We start from the raw sequence: 16,333 nt of genomic DNA, 5'->3' as shown, positions 1-16,333 counted from the left end.
ACTCGCCCTGACATAGTTTAGCGCTAAACTATTTACCACTAAACAAGATGAAAAAACCAAAACTAGACAAATTTATAAATGAGAGCGCTACCATTTCGTTGATTTCCAATGGGATGAGACTGCAAAAAGAACTCAACCTTGGTCTTAAAGATTTTGGGTTAAATCTCAACCAGTCTTTGATCCTCCTGGCCATCTTCTTTGAGCCAGAAAAAACAATCCGCTTTAATGATCTCTCTGAAATTATCCCAACGACTAAAGGAAACATCAGCCACTGCACTTCTTTTCTGGAAGAAAATAAATTCATTACAAGGCAGATGGTAGATAATGATTTGCGAGGTTACTCGTACTCTCTTACGCCCAAGGGAAGTAAGTTGTGTTTGTCGTTGATTAAGTTTTTTGATGCGATTGAAAATAACTGCGATAAGAAGTTTTCGCAGGCTAAGATTAAGGATTTTATTGGGATGGCGGAAGAACTCGCTAGCTGGAAATCTTAGTTGTCATCTAAACCAGCACGAAAAGCCTTATAAATAATCCCTTCAATGCGTTTCTCGCTCGCATCTTTAATCGACCCAAAGCTCATCACTTCAACCGGACTCACTCCACAAAACTCCAGTACTGCTTTCTTCATCATGTTCACTGCCGGGTGAAAATAAGTCAGGTAAAGCCACCAGACAGGAGCATCACTCGTCACAATCAGACGGGCACTTTTTCCGGATAAAAGTTTATCCCAGTTGTGTGAGTTCTCGCGGTATTTAAAAGCAAATCCTGGCAGAAAAGCACGGTCTAAAAAACCTTTAAGCAGTGCTGGAACTCCACCCCACCATACCGGAAAGACGATTACGATGTGTGTAGCCCACTTCACTTTCTTTTGAGCTTCAATTAAATCCGGCTCAAGGTTTTGAACGACTCGATAGCCATTTTTCAAATTGGGATTGAAATTTAAATCGGAGATATTGATTCGTTCGACTTCTCCGCCTTTTTCGCGCGCACCTTTTTCGTAATTATCGGCCAAGGCTGCGCAGAGAGATTTTTTATCAGGGTGACCTAAAATAATCAGCGTTCTCATTTGATCGCTTTGTCTCCGTGAAGTTTATGTAGGATTTTTTTAGCAATTGAAGGCATCACGTATTGATCGATGCGCTCATTTAGTTGAGCAAGCTCTCTAATTAAACTTGAAGAGATCGTTGCAAAGTGAGGTTTAGCAAAAAGGCAGATTGTTTCAATGTCTTTGCAGATACCGCGGTTACCAACCGAGAGTTCAAGCTCCATCTGGTAGTCGGAAGAGTTCCTTAGTCCCCTAAGTAAAAACTGGGCCTTTTTATCTTCTGCGAAACGGGCAATCGTTCCTTCGTGGGAGACGATAGTGACGTTTTTTAATTTATAGTAATCTACGTAAGCCTGCATCATTTCCAAGCGTTCTTCCACTGTAAACATGTAAGCTTTTTTAGGGTTCGTCGCAGCAACCCAGTATAGGTGGTCGAAAGTCGTCGCGGCTCTCATCATGATATCGGCGTGTCCCCATGTTGGCGGGTTAGCGCTAATTGGGTAAACGATAATTTTTTCATTCATAAAAGCTCCAGGGAATGTACAAACTTTCCCCTATTATACACTTTGATAAAAAGCATTCCTAGTGTTAAAATTTTGACTTCCAAAATAATCAGGTTCATTTACCAAGGATTTCATTCATGTCTGAAACTACCAATGCCCAACAAAACCAAAACGACTACGACTTCGCTAGTATCGAAGCCAAATGGCAAAAGTTTTGGGAAACCAACAAAACATTTAAAGCGGAAAACAATTCGAAAAAGCCAAAGTACTACGCTCTCGATATGTTCCCGTTCCCATCAGGAGATGGACTTCACGTAGGTCACCCTGAAGGATATACAGCGACAGACATCATGTCTCGCTACAAGAGAATGCAAGGCTATAACGTTCTTCACCCAATGGGATGGGACTCTTTCGGGTTACCGGCAGAGAACTATGCGATGAAGACAAACACTCACCCGGATATCACAACTAAAAAGAACATCGCGACTTTCACTCGTCAGCTTAAGGCCCTTGGGTTCTCTTACGACTGGGACAGAGAAATTGCGACGTCTAACGTTGACTACTACAAATGGACGCAATGGATTTTCGTTCAGCTTTACAACAAAGGTCTGGCTTACGAATCAGAAATGAACGTGAACTGGTGCCCGGCGCTTGGAACAGTTCTAGCGAACGAAGAAGTCATCGATGGGAAGTCTGAAGTTGGAGGCCACCCGGTTATCCAAACAAAGATGAAACAATGGGTACTAAGAATTACTGAGTACGCTGAAAGACTGCTTAACGACATCGAAGATGTGGACTGGCCGGAATCGATTAAAGAAATGCAAAGAAACTGGATTGGGAAGTCTGAAGGGGCAACGATCAAGTTTAAACTTGAAGGCCACGCTGAAGAAATCGAAGTCTTCACCACAAGACCAGATACTCTTTTTGGTGCGACATACATGGTCATCGCTCCAGAGCACGCTCTTGTTTCAAAAATCACAACTCCAGCTCAAAAAGCAGCAGTTGAGGCTTATATTGAAGCTTGTAAGCTTAAAAACGAACTTGAGAGAACTGAACTTAACAAAGATAAGACCGGAGTTCCAACGGGAGCTTTTGCGATTAACCCGGCAACAGGAAAACAAATCCCAGTGTGGATTGCTGACTACGTTCTTGCCACATACGGAACAGGTGCAGTTATGGCCGTTCCTGCTCATGATGAAAGAGACCATGAGTTTGCTAAAAAATTCAACCTTCCAATGGTAAGAGTTATCGAAGGTGGAGATATCGACGAAGCAGCTTATACTGCTGACGGCAAACACATGAACTCTGATTTCATCAATGGATTAAACATTGCTGAGTCTAAGAAAAAAGTCATTGAATGGCTTGAGTCTAAAAAACTTGGAACAGGAAAAATTAACTATAAACTTCGCGACTGGATTTTCTCTCGTCAAAGATACTGGGGTGAACCATTCCCTATCTTAAAGTTTGAAGATGGAACAATCAGATGCTTAGACGCTGATGAACTTCCACTTGCTCTTCCTGATTTAAAAGAATTTAAACCATCGGGTAACGGCGAGTCTCCACTTGCCAACGCAACTGACTGGCTTTGGATTACTGATCCAAAAACTGGGAAAAAAGCAAAACGTGAAACAAACACAATGCCTAACTGGGCAGGGTCTTGCTGGTACTACCTGCGCTTCTGTGATCCAAAAAACGAAAAAGAACCTTGGAACAAAGACGTAGAAAAATACTGGATGCCAGTTGACCTTTACATCGGTGGAGCTGAGCACGCGGTTCTGCACTTACTATACGCGCGCTTCTGGCACAAAGTGCTTTTCGATCTTGGGTTTGTTTCAACAAAAGAACCATTCCAAAAGTTAGTTAACCAAGGTCTGATCCTTGGAACTGACGGCGAAAAAATGTCAAAGTCTCGCGGTAACGTTGTAAACCCGGACGCGGTTGTAAAAGAATCAGGAGCTGACTCTCTTCGCCTTTATGAAATGTTCATGGGGCCACTAGAAAAAGTTAAACCGTGGAATGAAAACGGAGTTAAAGGGGTTTTCAACTTCCTTTCTCGCGCTTACAGATTCTTTGCTGATCCAGCACACATCACAACTGGCGCTGAATCAGATGAGACGTTAAAGGCCCTTCATAAAGCGATTAAGAAAGTGACAGAAGACTACGATCACCTTCGTTTCAACACTGCAATCTCTGCGTTGATGATTTTTGTTAACCACTGCTACAAAGCTGGAAAAGTAACAAATGAAACAGCTAAGACTTTCACTCTCCTTCTTGCTCCAATGGCACCACACTTAGGTGAAGAGCTTTGGGAAATGCTGGGTGGAAAGACAACTCTTACTTATGAGTCATGGCCTAAGTTTGACGAAAACCTGGCAAAAGACGACACGATTACAGTTGCTGTTCAGGTTAACGGAAAACTTCGCGCCACTCTTGAAGTTGAGCCAGGAATCACTCAGTCAGACGCGATTGCGATGGCAAAAGCAGATGAGAACGTTTCGAAACACCTTGCTGGAACAATCGTTAAAGAAATTTATGTTCCAGGAAAAATTGTTAACTTCGTAGTAAAAGCATAAGGATTATATATGTCGGAAAAATTTTATATCACAACCGCGATTGATTACCCGAACGGTAAACCGCACATGGGTCACGCTCTGGAAAAAATCGTCAGCGACGCCTACTCAAGATGGCACGCGTTCCTTGGTTACGAAACATACTTTCTAACAGGGACAGATGAAAACGGACAAAAACTTATTGAGTCTGCCAAGGCCCTCGGACTTGAAACGCAAAAATTCGTTGATGAAAACTCTGCAATCTTTAAAAAGCTTTGCGCTGATTTAAATGTTTCAAACAATGACTTCATCAGAACAACTGAAAAACGCCACCACGATGTGTGTGTTGACCTTTGGAAAAAACTTGAAGCAAAAGGCGATGTGTATTTCGGAGTGTACTCTGGAAACTACTGTCTTGCTTGTGAGTCATTTTACACTGAGACTCAAGCGCCGGATAATATCTGTCCTGCTCACAACACCCCACTGACGAAAAAAGAAGAAGAAGGTTACTTCTTCAAGATGGGCGCATACCAAGACTGGATCATTGCTTACATCAAAATGAATCCAAACTTCATCGTGCCAAGCTCTTCATACAACGAAATGCTCTCTCGCCTTGAAGGAGACAAACTAAGAGATCTTCCAATCTCTCGCCCGAATGAAGGATGGGGAATTCCGGTTCCGGGAAATCCAAAGTTTGTCATGTACACTTGGTTTGATGCTTTAATTAACTACTACGCTGCTGTTGCAGGAACTCCAAACGAAAAATTTTGGCCAGCTTCTATGCACGTTATCGGTAAAGACATCACATGGTTTCACACAGTCATCTGGCCTATCATGCTACATGCTGCTGGTATCGCTCTTCCAAAGCAAGTTTACGTTCACGGGATGATCTTAGCTGAAGACGGTAAAAAAATGTCGAAGTCGCTTAACAACGTTATCGATCCAAACGATATGCTGGCAAAGTATCCGCTGGATAGTTTCCGTTATTATCTTCTGCGCGCCATTCCTGCTCAAAGTGACGGGCGCTTCTCTGAAAAAGAATTAATTGAAAAGCACAACGCAGAACTTGGGAACTCTTTTGGGAACCTCATCATGCGTGTAATTAAGCTTTACCTGAAAGACAACGCGCCAACTGTAGATGGTGCAGGCATCACACAAGAAGTTAACTTCGATGAGAACTTCAAGAAAATGAAAGAGTTCATGGAAAAACGCGAACACAACAAAGCGCTTGAAGCTCTTTGGGAAGGTGTCAACAACATGAACCAATACGTAAACACAAAAGAGCCATGGAAACTAAAAGAAGATAAAGTGGCGCTTAAGCAAGTTGTTTACAACTGCTTATACTCGATCCATGCGATCTCTACCCTTCTGTCTCCTTTCCTTCCAGACACTGCTAAGAAGGCGCTAGAGCCGCTTGGAGTGAAGTTAGGTAAGTATGAAGATGTAAAGTTTGGAACAACAACGTATGAGCTTTCTGAGCCAATGCCACTGTTCCCAAAAATCGATCTTCCGGTTGAACCAAAACCAGAGCCTAAACCAAAGGCGCCTAAACAACCGAAAGCCCCAAAAGGGCCAAAAGAATCTTAGTTAGTTAAACAAATCTCAGTCCCAGCAGGAGTCTCAACAAGGACTCCTGCTGGGGCCGCCTCAAAAAAGACACGTTTTTCCCCCGCTAAAAAAGTAAATTTAGTTTGATGACGATAATAACCACTTTTCGAAAGATGGTTGTTAACGGCTTAAAAAGACTGCCATTTATTATTAAGAAATAAAGCTTTTCCTACCGAATCAGTAAAAGGGATTAGAATAATAGGATAGCGATTATTAACGACAACGGTGAACATATGGATGAAGAACAATTGGCTCTGGTGGAGGAAGGATTGAACCTTCTTTTACAGAAGTACAAAAGAAATCAGCGCGATGGTGATTTAAAAAGAGTCCAGGCCGTCATGGATGCCAAAGTGGCCATCCGCAAAGTTATGTTATCCGTCGCTATTAAAGGCGACATCAAAGACATCACTCCTGTTATCGAAGGGGGAAAAGGGGCCGGCTGGGAAGTGACCGATTTTGACAACAAAGTTGTTCGCTATCACGCATAGCTTTCTCTATTGTAATCCTTCTCTTCTTAATCAATAATAGCCTCCTATAGGGAGGCTATTATGTTGGAACAAATCACTGAAGATATCAAAAAAGCAATGTTCGCCAAAGATAAAGAGCGTCTGGATGCTCTACGCTACTTTAAGGCCATGCTGATTGAGAATAAAACATCTAAAGCGCCAATTGCCGAGATGGATGTTCTTATTAAACACGTAAAAAAACTTAAAGACTCTCTGGAGAATTTCCCACCAGAAAATGAAATCAGAAAAAAGACTGAAGTTGAAATCAGTGTTCTTGCTGAGTACATGCCAAAACAATTAGATGAAGCGACTGTTAAGGGTTACATCAAAGACATTATCGCTGCTAATCCTGGCGTTAATGCTGGTCTGGTGATGAAAGAATTAAGTCCGAAAATTAAAGGACAGTTTGATAGTAAGCTTGCTAATGAATTAGTTAAAGCGGCACTGGCCTAAAATTTAGAAATAAAAAAAGCAGCTCTAGGGCTGCTTTTTTTTTTTGATTAAAATTTACAATTAAGCACAACCGGAAAGTGATCAGATAAAACTTCTTGGATAAACCTAAAATAATACGGATTCGTCAGCTGTCTTAAGAACACTCTTCTCTTCATCCCTTCAAGTCTCTCATTGATCTGGAAATCATCTGCTACAATTTCGTCTTTCTTAACAGTTTCAAGACCTGTTAAGTACTTCCCGAATTGAGAAACAAACTTATCCATCTTGCTTTGTCCTGCCGGAGTCAGCGGGTATTCAAGCTTGATTGTGGCCGGGTCATCCACTGGCGGAATATCGCCATCCAAAATTGGACTTTCTTCTGTATTAAGAACATCGATTTGATCTAAACCAAGATAAGCCTCAACTTCCGGAGACTCAAAACTCTTGTTTGAAAGTCCTACAACTTCTTTTCTAATAACATAACGAGACTCAACGTCTTTATAGATTTTTTCGTTGTAATAGTTGTAAACCTTTCCTTCATCACAGCTAGGGAATGCTTTTTTGTCTAAGATGAAATGGTCGTAGTCATTGGCCACGCCATTCGTCTCTTCTTTTTTAGAATTATAACGAGTGGGAGAAACGGTCGTTGCTTCACTAATAAGCAACTCGCCGCCAGGGAAGGCCTTAAGAACTTCTGGCCAGAAAGCATTGTTAGAAACAAGATTCATATCGGCCATCAACATGATCTTTGTATCTTTATATTTCTTTCTATAACGATCCATGAAATCAAGCGTATTTTTAACTTCAGCATAACGAGCAAAGTTCGCTGAGTTGATACCTGTTCCAAGTTCTTTGTGGCTTTCAACACCAAAAGTCTTTTTCATCAGGTCTTTTTCAGCATCCTCATCACCTGAGTAAGTAAATACCATGTGTGAAGTCACTAATGTAAAAGCTGTATTCCCCGCTTTGAAGCTCGCCATAAAGGGACGTCTTGCAAAGTGCTGAACCAGGTCTCTTCCCATGAAGTCTTCTGTTAGAGTGATGAAACAAGCAACTGGTGAACCAGCTCCTTCTTGAGCGTATTCCTGACAGTGAGGATTAATCACTGGAGTTACTGAGTTTGCACGGTAATAGAATCCTACTAATTCCTCAACTGATCCAATCAATGCCGAGTCTCCACGAGGAGAAAGAAGCAGTGACCAGCTTGGGTCTAATTTTTTTAATTCTTGAAGAACTCTCAGGTAACCAGGAGCTCTATAGAGGTCATAAGCTCTGTATGTATCGCTTTTAAGTTTGGCGATTTTAGCGTCGAGTTCTTTAATCTTCGCCGCGTCTTTCAACTTACTTCTTTGCTCTTGGTATTTTTTTAAAATGTTTGGTGAATCTTGAAGAAAAGAAACAACAGCTTTATTGCTTTGCTCATCACGACCCACTGTCGCTAAAAGCTCTAGCCCAGAAACGATGTCGTATTGATTCATGATTTTTGCTACCAGAGCATAATCTTTAAACAAGGCCTTTGATGTCCCTGGGTGAAGAAGATTGTAGTTGGCAATTTTTAGAGAGCCGGTTGCTCTTTGTGCTTTTGATGATGGCCCATATTGATTGTAGTTGGTGTAGCACCCAACTTTATACTCTTCATTCACAATCAGCATCTTGATCGTTTCACAACGCTCTTGGTACTCAGCGATTTTTTGAGCGTCGTCTTCTAGCGACTTGGAAACCTTAGGCACAGCATCTTGGGCCTTCAGTGTGAAAGCGAAAAGGACTAGTATAGAAAGCAGTAATTCCTTCAAACAGGTCTCCAACTATAAAGATCAACTAATAGTGGCCATTAGATTACCAACTTAATCAACTGATCTTCAACTTTTGCCGTGGGAAGATTTCTTCCTAAGTAGCTGATACCCTGTTCTTAACAGAAAAAAAATGAAGGTGTGTAAAGATGACACGCCTAAAGTTTTTGACTCACAATGCCGATAGTTAGCTCAAGTTGCTAAGACTAAAGCGAGGAAATATCTATGTATAAGTATTTATTGATTTTATGTTTAACAATTAACGTCTCATACGCGTCTGCGGTGAAGCTAGTTGATTACATGGTAAGTGGATCTGGAATTGCTGAAATCCTGGCAAAACATGGAATTAAAGGAAACGATGCTAAGCAAGTTCAGAGTTATGTGGCTTCATCGCTAGCTGCTTTAAGCTCAAAAGGCTCTACTCTTTCTAAGCAAGAACTTCTAGATGTTCTAAGCAAACTTCCAGTAACAGGACAAGACGCTAACGTAAGAAAGGGTCTTCAAATGTTACTAGATACTCCAGCTGAAAAAATTCAAAAGAAAGACGTAGTAAACGCAATCAACAACATTATCTACCTGGCCAACCGTCACGGTAAATCAGTTATCATTACATGTGCTGAATGTGTGAACGAAAACCTGGCCCGCGATGGTTTCAAGTTTACAGTTGAAGCCATTAAAAACGCTTCTGCTTCAAAACTTCTTAACGATGTTATTCCAAAAAACCCAGCTCAACTTAATACATTCATCTCTGGACGTATGAAGAGACTTGGAATGGGAGACTACTCTAAAGTAACTCCAGACCTAGTTGCACCAGAAGACGAAAAGTCACTTGCACTATTTCTTGGTCTTGCAGAGTCTGGATCGGCTGAGCAAAAGGCCCTTATTTCTTCAATCAAAAAGCTTTCTACAAAGAATGGTAAAACAAACATCATCGATCCAAAGAACCCACACAAATTCTGGAAGGTTCTAGCTGACGATATGTCTGCTCAAGACATGGCAGGATGGACAAGAACTCTTGATGAAGTAGCAACACGTGCGCAAAAAGATAATATCTCTGCAGAAGAAGCTTTCTACCGTACACTAAAAGATAAAGCTTCTGGAAACGAGTACCTTACTAAGCAGTATGAGACTCTTAAAGCTAAGAGATGTTTCTTCAGATAATAATTTAAAAGACAGCTCAAATAAAAAAGGCCCTCGTAAGAGGGCCTTTTTGTTTTTACATATTGTCGATCCAGGTCTTGATCGCATCCAGCTCCTCTTGGGTTAGCTGGGCAATCGGGTCCGGAGGCATGTTTCCTCCGTTATTTTTTAAGATGGTCCACATTTCTGATCCATCAGAACTTCCTTGCACTACCAACCCAGCACTCACCCACGCCGCCGACGTTTTATAAGACGACCACTGGTGACACTGAAAGCATTTCGTTTGCGCCACTTTATAAGCGGCCAGAAGTCTTGCTCCGTCAGCTGTTGATGAATCAATTCCTTCAATCGGCGAATACTGTCCACCGTCTCCTGAATTGCTGTTGTAATCCTGGCCACAACCAGAGAGGACAAGCATCGTAAATGTGAGAGTCAGGATCTTTTTCATCATAATTAAACGTCGATAACCGCTACAACTTCTACTTCATCCGTTACACCAATGCCCATGTATTCAGCAGGCTTTAGCTTCATGTCTGAAGGTTTAACTTTAAAAGTTGCTTCAATCTTATTTGGATTCACTTGTTTATAAGTGAAATCTACCGGTTTTTTTACATCATTTACAGTTAATGTACCAGTGCCCTTTCCGTCAGCTGCACTTACTTGGGAGAAACTGATCTTTGGCGACTTTTCAAAGTTTAAGTGCTTATGGAAGTGTTCATCGCGAAGAGAGATTCCAGTTTTTAGTTCTTCAACTTTTACCCAAAGGTTATCTGCCGTGAACTTGTTGCCATCTTTTTTTACATCGCCTTTTACTTTTGCCGATTTGGCCTCGAAACTTCCTGCAGGAGAAAGGGCAACTTTAACTGTTACTTCGTGGGCCATTACTGAACCCATCATTAAAACACCTGAACAAAGAGCGATCATTTTTTTCATATAGAACTCCTAAAAATCGTAAACTGCGCCTACTGACCACAGACTTCCCGGATTAGGAAACACTTTCCCTAAACGGGTTCTGAGAGATACATTCTTAATTTTAATTTTCGATTGAATAAAGTAACCAGCTTCAAGCGCTGTCTCTTTTTCAAAACGGTAAGTCGCTTCATCCGGATTTGTCCAATCCCCAGTGCGGTATTTAACCGGGATTTGGAAGCCTAATAAAACGTTGTCCGAAATTGTTTTAAAGTACATTCCCGGTCCGACAAAAAGACCTTTTACCGAAACAGATGACTGCTGGTAACTAATGGCCCTATTTTCTGCACTAATGGTAGCTGATGCCACAGCAAAACATCCTTCCAGGTCAAATTCGTACTTAATATTTTCCCACTTCTTTCCTCCACCGACACAAGAGCCGATAGCCGTGCTTAGAAGATTGTTTTTCACGTTAGTGCTTTTATTCACCAGGATCACTCTATCTTGCCAGCTTAAAATTTCCAGAGTCGCATACCACCCTGGTTTGTATTCCAGGTTTTCATCGCGAGTGACTTTTTCCTGAAGCAGATCTTCCAGAAGTTTCAAGTCGGATTCCTCAACTTTTACTTTGCGGGCAAGACCGATAAAACCTTCCGCATTCTTTTTATACTTACTGCGCTCGTTTTCCGGCGTGTAATCGTTAGTGTTGCTAAAGAGCTGCGTATTTAAAAAGGCCAGCTTGTAATAATAGAGTGGAAGTTTTGTTCTCTCATAATGAGAACTCTCAATTGCTCCCTGTGGAGTTGCCAGAATTTTTTCATGGGCTGCTTTATTGAAGTTGATGATGATCTTGCGATAGACTTCAATGGCTTCCTTAAATTTCTCTCTGCGCTCAAAACTAATGGCTAAACGCTCAAGGGCCATCCAGCTTTTTACCAGGCTATCTTCCTGGTCATCGTATAAGTCTTCAACTTTTTCTGGCTGATTTTTATCTAAGTAAAGCTGCATCAGCTTCACATTTTCAATTGTATTGTCAGCTCCCATGGCAAGTGATGAGAGTCCGAAAGCTAAGAATGTTAGTTTTGTCATCTTCATCGTTATAACCACAAGTGAATCTGGGCCATTAAATCCCATCTATCTTTTGTACTGATCTGCTGATTAAAATTTCTGGTATTGTATAAGTCAGCACGTAGCTCTACTTTTGACATTGGAAAATATTGAATACTTGGCCCAAACCTTACGCGGTAACTTTTATCCGCATCGTTTTTGTAATACTCAACAGAATTTAAAAGATAAACTCCACGAGTGGCCTTGATGTGGTTTTGGAAATTAGCGTAGTATTCAGTCTTATCGCCGCTGACTAGTTTTGGTTTCTTATCAACTTTACCGATTTCAAACATCAAGCTGCTTCCATTGCCGATTCCAGAACGGATGTGGGCAGCAAAGGCCGAAAGATCTACGTAATCATTTCCTTCACTCATCGCCGAAAGACCAATGCGGTTTTTTTCAAGCAGCGTGTACTCAAACGTTCCGGCAAATCCTTTCATGCGAAGATCTGCATCTTGAGTCAGGTTTCCAACGAAGACGTTTACGCCAGCTTCAAAAGCAGGATTGTTATAATGAAGAATCACCCCGTGAGATTGGTCATCCATCGTTACTTGTGGAGTTGTGCGAGCATAAGAAGTGTGTTCTACAATTCTGATTCCGTAAGTTTTATCCATCAGCCCTGCGTACACTCCCCAGCTTGGGCTTGGGCGGTAACCCACATAGTGCTCGCGCGTGCGGTATTCTTTTACGCTGTCAGCGGCCTTGGTATTTTGCAATGATCTTGGAATGGGAGCATAACCAAAACTAAAACTCCCCATGTATTTATCATTTTCACCAAACTTCACCACCATATTAAGGTCGGCCTGCATATGGATGTACTCTGTTTTCTCGCTGTCTTCACCAAAGTTTCTTTTTAGTAAAAGACCACGATAACTGGCAAAAGGTCTAAAATGTTTGTTCTCTGGCTGCTTAAAAAAGAACCCCGATTCCTGACCAATTAAGTCTTCCGGCTTGCTATCATTATAAAAGCCCCTGCTTCCGATCGCCGTGGCCGAAACAGCTCGCCCATAATCATTGATAGGACCGTTTCCAAAGGGGTTGTAATGACAGGTGATACATGAATTGTATCCATGTCCGATAAAGTTAGGATAAGCCTCGGCTCTTGAGATCATCAGAGCGCAAAGACCAAAAAATAATGAAATTGTTTTCAGCATGATTTCTCTAAATAAAACTAAAAATATCCCTTAATCCTAAACTAAAATTTCAACAATAACATTAACAATTTAACCCCTTTATTAGAGAGATTCGCTCAGGCATTGGAAGTATTTGCATGGCACAGTAATTGACCATCCTTATGTTACGATAATTTGAGTGAATTTATTTATAAGGAGGAAGTCCATTAAACTACAACAACTTTTGAAAAAAGAATTCATCGTGATTTCTTTTGTCTCCTTGTCATTAAATTCGGCCTTCGGTGCAGCTAGAGACCAAGCGTATCGTCTACACAACCGTCTGGCGAGTGTGCCTCCTACGACAGAAGTTTTAAATCAAATGGAAACATATATTAAGAACGGCAATGCCAAAGATGCTGCACTTAAAGCAATGGACGATCAAAACTTCTACAATATCACTTTAAAAAATTGGGTGAAGCGCTGGACGAACGTCGATAATTCGCCTCGCGTTCCTCTTAACGACTATGTAGCGACAGTTATTGGAATGGTCCGCGACAATATTCCTTTTGATCAGGTTCTTTATGGAGACCACCTTTATATTGCGGCCCCGACAACACCAGTGACGATTCCTGCTTACAATAAAAAAGACAATAACCAATACATTGAACTGGAAAATAAGTTTGTCTCATTAAAAGACAACTTAATGAGAGTGAATCAATCTGAAGTAACAGGTGTTAAAGACACAGCGGGAGTTCTGACAACCAGAGCGGCTGCCAGTGCCTTCTTCTCTGCTGGAACAAACAGAAGAATGACTCGTTTTACTTTTATGAACTTCCTTTGCCGCGATTTTGAAGCGGTCCACGACATCAATATTACCGACTATCACGTTAGACGTGACGTTGAAAGAAATCCAGGCGGAGACAGCCGTACTTACCGCAACCAGTGTGTTGGTTGTCACGCAGGACAAGACGGACTTGGTGGAGCATGGGCCTACTTTGATTTCGTCGATAATGAAATCAAGCACACTCCAGGAACAGTTGTCGCTAAAATTAATAAAAACGTTCTTTATAAAGACGGTTACGTCACGACAAATGATGAGTGGATTAACCTATGGGCCGATGGACAAAATGCCAGCCTAGGATGGCCGGATAAAACATCAGGAAAAGGGGCACGCGAATTAGGAATGATGATTTCAAGATCGCGCGCTTTTGCTGAGTGTATGTCTACACGAGTGTTTGAACTTGTTTGTGTCAGAAAGCCAAAAATCGACAGTGAGAAAAAAGAAATCAAACGCCTCGCTGATCTTTTCCAGGCCAACGACAACTTTAGTATGAAAAATCTTTTTGCAGAGACATCGATTCTTTGCATGGGCGAATAACAAATGAATACAGAAAACAACGAAAAACAATCTACTCTACCTAACGGCGTTCGCATTGCCATCGCTATCGGGACCCTGGCTTCAGTGCTTATTGCTTTTAATCAGTGTACTTTCGAGCCAATGAAAGCAAACAAAAGAAGTACAGCTTCGAAGTCGACTGCTCCTTCTACGGCAACAGGTGATGCTGGAGATATCGACAGTGATGCAGAACTTCCTGATGGACTGGTCATGCCGCCAATGAATAACCCGACAACAGAAACAGAGCTTGATCAAGTTGATGTTGGGGTTAAGAACTTTGAACAAGTTTTCCAGTCAATGGTTGCGGTTACAGGGGTTCCAGCGACGAATACCAGCGTTCAAAACCTATATAAAGAAATTATAGTTCAGCTTCCGGCCGACAATAATGTTAAGAGTTTTCTTCCGGCCAACCAGGTAGCGATTACAAAACTTGCTGCTGAATTCTGCGAGCAGCTGGTAGAAAATGGAACACTAAGAGCGGTGATCTGGCCGACTATTAATTTTGGGCAGACTCCTACTCAAGTCTTCTCTACGGCCAATAAACAATTAATTATCAATCAGGCCATCGATCGTTTTCTTCCACCACTTGATACACAAACAAGAACATCGACGGTGACTGAACTGACAAAACTTTTTGACGAACTGTTGACAGGAGAGAACCTCTCTTCAAGTGTAACGACTAGAAAACTAGTTAAGGCGATGTGCATTTCCACTCTGGCAAGTGCTCACTCAACTCTACTTTAAAGGAACGATAAGATGACGAACAAAAACAAAGATCAAAATCCAAACGCTCCTTTAAAACACGAAAATCATACTCTTCAAAGCAGAAGGGATTTCCTTTCACAAGGTTTTCTCACTGGGATGAGTTTCACCATGCTTCCGGGCCTTCTTCCTCTTTTGAAGATGAATTCGGCCCACGCTCTTGAATGTGGTTTTGGAACTCAAGAGGCCATTACCCGCATCCCAGTGATGATCTTCGATCTCTCAGGTGGAGCAAACTTAGTTGGATCAAACGTTATGGTTGGTAAGGCCGGAGGTCAGATGGACTTCATTACTAACTATGAATCTCTTGGTCTTCCAACAGCGATGCACCCGAAAAATGCCGGGCAAACAAACAATGAATTAGGACTCGTTTTCCATAACGATTCAGCGATTCTTCGCGGGATCAGAAACACGACAGCGGTTACGACCAGAGCTAAAGTTGAAGGCGGTGTGTTCTGTGCAGCTTCTAACGACGATACACAAAATAACCCACACAACCCAATGTACTGGCTGACGAAGGCCGGAGTTGTCGGAGAGCTTGCTCCAATTGCAGGGACAATTAACAGTGAATCAGGTGGTAACTCAATGGCGCCACAAAGTTCACTCATCCCAACTCTTAAACCTGTTACGCTAAACTCGCCACAAGATGCACTAAGTTTAGTTAATATCGGTCGTCTGGGTTCACTTTATGGAACAGAGAAGGCGCAAAAAGTTTTAAAGACTATTGAAAACCTGAGTGCGCAGAAATTAAAGCAATTCAATGCCAAGGCCCTTCCTGATCAAATCAAAGACCTGGTCAATTGTGGATACATTCAATCTCAGGATTTATTAAATCGCTTCTCTGCGACCGCTGTTGATCCTACTCAGGATGCAATGGTCAGACAGGCCTTCCCTAATATCGCCAACAACAATGATCAAAGAAGAACAGCGACGATGGCAAAACTTATCCTCGATGGATACGTTGGAGTGGGAACTGTAGAAAAAGGTGGATATGACTACCATGACAACACTCGCTCAAGTGGTGAAACACGCGACTCAGAAATCGGTGAAATGATCGGACGAGTGATGGAGCTTGCTTCATTAAAACAAAAAGACATTCTTATCTACGTCTTCACTGATGGTGGTGTTTCCGCAAGTGGAGCTACTGATGACTCCCAAAATGGACGTGGAAAAATCCCTTGGACAGGAGACAGTTCTCAGCGTTCATCGAGCTTTATGCTTCTTTACCGCCATGCTGGAAAAGCGACTCTAAGAACAGCTGACAAGAGACAAATTGGAGCTTTTAAAGACAACGGTGCCGTTGACACCAATGCAACGATGGTGAGTAACAGTGTTACGAACCTTTCAAAAGCGGTTGTGGCCAATTACCTGTCACTTTCAGGACAAGAGTCAAAACTTGCTGATGTTGTTGGAGACAATCCGTTTGGATCGAGTATTAACAGTTATTTATTTTTTAACCCGATTAAATAAGGAC

General features: G+C 41.8%; 16 protein-coding genes. 9 read left to right on the top strand and 7 right to left on the bottom strand.

Going from position 1 to position 16,333, the window contains the following annotated elements; all coding sequences use genetic code 11:
• Nucleotides 1-47 precede the first annotated feature (47 nt).
• Nucleotides 48-494 carry a MarR family winged helix-turn-helix transcriptional regulator gene (locus tag C0V70_RS02965; RefSeq protein ID WP_102242379.1) on the top strand — a complete coding sequence of 149 codons (447 nt, stop codon included), beginning with the start codon at nucleotides 48-50 and terminating at the stop codon, nucleotides 492-494.
• Here the strand turns inward: C0V70_RS02965 and C0V70_RS02960 are convergent.
• Both C0V70_RS02960 and coaD read right to left on the bottom strand, forming a co-directional pair.
• On the bottom strand, nucleotides 491-1,066 hold the full coding sequence (locus C0V70_RS02960; RefSeq protein ID WP_102242378.1) for an NAD(P)H-dependent oxidoreductase: 576 nt from the start codon (nucleotides 1,064-1,066) through the stop codon (nucleotides 491-493). The two genes, C0V70_RS02965 and C0V70_RS02960, sit on opposite strands and share 4 nt — an antisense overlap.
• On the bottom strand, nucleotides 1,063-1,569 hold the full coding sequence (coaD, locus tag C0V70_RS02955; protein ID WP_102242377.1) for a pantetheine-phosphate adenylyltransferase: 507 nt from the start codon (nucleotides 1,567-1,569) through the stop codon (nucleotides 1,063-1,065). Before coaD ends, C0V70_RS02960 begins: the two co-directional genes overlap by 4 nt.
• A 116-nt stretch (nucleotides 1,570-1,685) precedes the next feature.
• Between coaD and leuS the strand changes: the two genes are divergently transcribed.
• The 4 genes from leuS to C0V70_RS02935 all read left to right on the top strand — a co-directional run bounded on the left by leuS (nucleotide 1,686) and on the right by C0V70_RS02935 (nucleotide 6,664).
• Complete coding sequence (leuS, locus tag C0V70_RS02950; protein WP_102242376.1) at nucleotides 1,686-4,121, top strand: leucine--tRNA ligase; 2,436 nt, start codon at nucleotides 1,686-1,688, stop codon at nucleotides 4,119-4,121.
• A gap of 9 nt (nucleotides 4,122-4,130) precedes the next feature.
• Entirely contained in the window at nucleotides 4,131-5,684 is a 1,554-nt protein-coding gene (gene metG, locus C0V70_RS02945) for a methionine--tRNA ligase (protein ID WP_102242375.1), read from the top strand.
• 254 nt (nucleotides 5,685-5,938) lie between these two features.
• Nucleotides 5,939-6,193, top strand: coding sequence for a hypothetical protein (locus C0V70_RS02940; protein ID WP_102242374.1), 255 nt, complete (start codon nucleotides 5,939-5,941; stop codon nucleotides 6,191-6,193).
• A 60-nt stretch (nucleotides 6,194-6,253) separates the two neighbouring features.
• Nucleotides 6,254-6,664 (top strand): GatB/YqeY domain-containing protein, encoded by a 411-nt coding sequence (locus C0V70_RS02935; protein WP_102242373.1) that lies wholly within the window; start codon nucleotides 6,254-6,256, stop codon nucleotides 6,662-6,664.
• A gap of 47 nt (nucleotides 6,665-6,711) precedes the next feature.
• Here C0V70_RS02935 and C0V70_RS02930 read toward each other — a convergent pair whose 3' ends face one another.
• Complete coding sequence (locus C0V70_RS02930; RefSeq protein ID WP_102242372.1) at nucleotides 6,712-8,436, bottom strand: exonuclease/endonuclease/phosphatase family protein; 1,725 nt, start codon at nucleotides 8,434-8,436, stop codon at nucleotides 6,712-6,714.
• A gap of 222 nt (nucleotides 8,437-8,658) precedes the next feature.
• Here C0V70_RS02930 and C0V70_RS02925 point away from each other — a divergent pair, with 222 nt between their 5' ends.
• Entirely contained in the window at nucleotides 8,659-9,594 is a 936-nt protein-coding gene (locus C0V70_RS02925; protein ID WP_102242371.1) for a hypothetical protein, read from the top strand.
• Nucleotides 9,595-9,649: 55 nt separating this feature from the next.
• Here C0V70_RS02925 and C0V70_RS02920 read toward each other — a convergent pair whose 3' ends face one another.
• Genes C0V70_RS02920 through C0V70_RS02905 form a run of 4 tightly spaced genes read right to left on the bottom strand, consistent with a single transcriptional unit; the run spans nucleotide 9,650 to nucleotide 12,743 of the window.
• Nucleotides 9,650-10,024, bottom strand: coding sequence for a cytochrome c (locus tag C0V70_RS02920; protein ID WP_102242370.1), 375 nt, complete (start codon nucleotides 10,022-10,024; stop codon nucleotides 9,650-9,652).
• Between the two features lie 2 nt (nucleotides 10,025-10,026).
• Complete coding sequence (locus tag C0V70_RS02915) at nucleotides 10,027-10,506, bottom strand: YceI family protein (RefSeq protein ID WP_102242369.1); 480 nt, start codon at nucleotides 10,504-10,506, stop codon at nucleotides 10,027-10,029.
• Between the two features lie 9 nt (nucleotides 10,507-10,515).
• On the bottom strand, nucleotides 10,516-11,571 hold the full coding sequence (locus C0V70_RS02910) for a tetratricopeptide repeat protein (RefSeq protein WP_133566689.1): 1,056 nt from the start codon (nucleotides 11,569-11,571) through the stop codon (nucleotides 10,516-10,518).
• Between the two features lie 8 nt (nucleotides 11,572-11,579).
• Nucleotides 11,580-12,743 (bottom strand): hypothetical protein, encoded by a 1,164-nt coding sequence (locus C0V70_RS02905; RefSeq protein WP_102242367.1) that lies wholly within the window; start codon nucleotides 12,741-12,743, stop codon nucleotides 11,580-11,582.
• Between the two features lie 202 nt (nucleotides 12,744-12,945).
• Between C0V70_RS02905 and C0V70_RS02900 the strand changes: the two genes are divergently transcribed.
• From C0V70_RS02900 to C0V70_RS02890, 3 genes are read left to right on the top strand one after another with little or no spacing between them, the layout of a single operon-like run.
• Complete coding sequence (locus C0V70_RS02900; protein ID WP_102242366.1) at nucleotides 12,946-14,079, top strand: hypothetical protein; 1,134 nt, start codon at nucleotides 12,946-12,948, stop codon at nucleotides 14,077-14,079.
• Nucleotides 14,080-14,082: 3 nt separating this feature from the next.
• A complete protein-coding gene (locus C0V70_RS02895) occupies nucleotides 14,083-14,841 on the top strand; it encodes a hypothetical protein (RefSeq protein ID WP_102242365.1) in 759 nt (252 codons plus the stop codon).
• 12 nt (nucleotides 14,842-14,853) lie between these two features.
• The gene (locus C0V70_RS02890) at nucleotides 14,854-16,329 is read left to right on the top strand and encodes a general secretion pathway protein GspF (RefSeq protein WP_102242364.1); all 1,476 of its coding nucleotides are present in this window, start codon (nucleotides 14,854-14,856) and stop codon (nucleotides 16,327-16,329) included.
• Nucleotides 16,330-16,333: the final 4 nt, after the last annotated feature.

It is taken from the genome of Bacteriovorax stolpii (assembly GCF_002872415.1).
Taxonomy (GTDB): domain Bacteria; phylum Bdellovibrionota; class Bacteriovoracia; order Bacteriovoracales; family Bacteriovoracaceae; genus Bacteriovorax; species Bacteriovorax stolpii.
The sequence above is the reverse complement of the archived record's forward strand: the minus strand, read 5'-3'. Positions and strand labels throughout refer to the sequence as shown.

Excerpts from the sequence above, each read along its gene's own strand:
- C0V70_RS02965 (WP_102242379.1), top strand. The coding sequence starts at position 48 with ATGAAAAAACCAAAACTAGACAAATTTATAAATGAGAGCGCTACCATT.
- C0V70_RS02960 (WP_102242378.1), bottom strand. The coding sequence starts at position 1,066 with ATGAGAACGCTGATTATTTTAGGTCACCCTGATAAAAAATCTCTCTGC.
- coaD (WP_102242377.1), bottom strand. The coding sequence starts at position 1,569 with ATGAATGAAAAAATTATCGTTTACCCAATTAGCGCTAACCCGCCAACA.
- leuS (WP_102242376.1), top strand. The coding sequence starts at position 1,686 with ATGTCTGAAACTACCAATGCCCAACAAAACCAAAACGACTACGACTTC.
- metG (WP_102242375.1), top strand. The coding sequence starts at position 4,131 with ATGTCGGAAAAATTTTATATCACAACCGCGATTGATTACCCGAACGGT.
- C0V70_RS02940 (WP_102242374.1), top strand. The coding sequence starts at position 5,939 with ATGGATGAAGAACAATTGGCTCTGGTGGAGGAAGGATTGAACCTTCTT.
- C0V70_RS02935 (WP_102242373.1), top strand. The coding sequence starts at position 6,254 with ATGTTGGAACAAATCACTGAAGATATCAAAAAAGCAATGTTCGCCAAA.
- C0V70_RS02925 (WP_102242371.1), top strand. The coding sequence starts at position 8,659 with ATGTATAAGTATTTATTGATTTTATGTTTAACAATTAACGTCTCATAC.
- C0V70_RS02920 (WP_102242370.1), bottom strand. The coding sequence starts at position 10,024 with ATGATGAAAAAGATCCTGACTCTCACATTTACGATGCTTGTCCTCTCT.
- C0V70_RS02915 (WP_102242369.1), bottom strand. The coding sequence starts at position 10,506 with ATGAAAAAAATGATCGCTCTTTGTTCAGGTGTTTTAATGATGGGTTCA.
- C0V70_RS02910 (WP_133566689.1), bottom strand. The coding sequence starts at position 11,571 with ATGACAAAACTAACATTCTTAGCTTTCGGACTCTCATCACTTGCCATG.
- C0V70_RS02905 (WP_102242367.1), bottom strand. The coding sequence starts at position 12,743 with ATGCTGAAAACAATTTCATTATTTTTTGGTCTTTGCGCTCTGATGATC.
- C0V70_RS02895 (WP_102242365.1), top strand. The coding sequence starts at position 14,083 with ATGAATACAGAAAACAACGAAAAACAATCTACTCTACCTAACGGCGTT.
- C0V70_RS02890 (WP_102242364.1), top strand. The coding sequence starts at position 14,854 with ATGACGAACAAAAACAAAGATCAAAATCCAAACGCTCCTTTAAAACAC.